1 protein-coding gene is annotated in these 1,537 nt (G+C 25.2%); it reads left to right on the forward strand.

Annotated elements, in window-relative coordinates:
* Positions 1-1,537: hypothetical protein (locus AVANS14531_RS09090; protein ID WP_336612155.1), on the forward strand; the 1,537-nt coding region annotated here is incomplete at both ends.

Below are 1,537 nucleotides of genomic sequence, written 5' to 3' on the forward strand. Positions count from 1 at the left end.
AAAAACACTTTAAAAACAGAAGAGCAAATAAATATCGCAAATGAAGTTAATCAAGAAGTAAAAGACTTAATAGTTCAACAAAATAGTAAGCCATGGGTAGAGCTAACTCCGGCAAATCCTATTAAACCAACTGAGCCAGAAGCTAAACCAGATGAGCCTGTTAAAAAAGATGAAATTCCTTGGGTAGAATTAACTCCGGCAAATCCTACTAATAAAAATGAAGTTCCATGGACAGAATTAAAACCAGCAGTTAGCAAGTATTTTGATAATAGTGATAAAGGCACTTATTATTATGGTAATAATCAAGCTGATACAAAAACATCAGCAGAACTTAATTTAAACAATGTAAGCCTAAGCCTTTATAATAGAGAATTAAATGCTGATAAATCAGTTAAAGCATTTGATGCTTATTATTTGGATGGAACAGCTAATACAATAAATGCTCAAAGATATAATAACAATAGCATTAAACCTGCAAGTATTGATGAAGAAACTCATAATTTAAGTAATTCATCAATAACTAATCCAGAAGGTAAAAATAATCTAGCTTATAATTCTAATTATGCTAGTTTTGAAGCAAATAAAAACGAATTAAAGGCACAATTATTAGGATTAAATTATGATTTAGCAAAATCAGATTTAGAACATTTTACAACTTTAAGAGATGATTGGAATAGTTTTAAAGATAGTGTAAATCAAAACAATCAAGATTATTCAAATTATTATGTAGGAAATAATTCTTTAGCTAAGTTAGATTTTAAAAATAATACTTTAACCTATTATTCAAAGAAAAGTAATTTAAAAGACGGAAGAGATGAATATGGCTTAAAGCAAGTTGTTATTCATAAAGATTTTTTACAAAGAAAAGAATTTGATGCAAAAGATTTAGAATACGAATCGTTTAAAATGTTATATGTAGGACCTGCATATATTCAAGATTCTAAAGATACATATAAATTAGATGCGATTATTAACAAAGAACACATAAGTTATTCAGCAGATAGAAATAATTTAATTATGAGTATTTCTGATATTCAAGATAGTTTAAATGTTTCAAACATAAATGATTTTAATGCAAAATTATCAAGCTGGGAAAATGATAGAAATATGTTTTTTGAAAAATTTTATGTAAATCCTACAAAAGAATTTTATTATGCAAAAGGTGAAAATTATGTAAAATTAAAGCCTAGTGATTCTTATTTTGCGTCTTATAACAAATTAGATAATGTAAGAAGCATATTATTTGAATTAGATAAGAATAACTTGTTAGGAATTTATAATAAAAATAATAATATAATTAAGATTAATCCTAATGTTACCCCATATTTAAAGGTTGAAGATAGCGAGTATAAAGTAAATATCACTAGCCAAGATGCAGATAAAACTTCAATAGTTTTAAAAGCAACTCCAAATGATGCAACTTTAAAAATTAATAGCAATATTAATGGGGATTTAATCAATGTAAAAGTTGATGATTTACAAAAAACATTAGAGAAAGATAAAATTAATAATTTAATAAAAGACTTAAAAACTAAAT

Source organism: Campylobacter sp. Cr9 (genome assembly GCF_020138295.1).
In the GTDB taxonomy this organism is placed as follows: domain Bacteria; phylum Campylobacterota; class Campylobacteria; order Campylobacterales; family Campylobacteraceae; genus Campylobacter_E.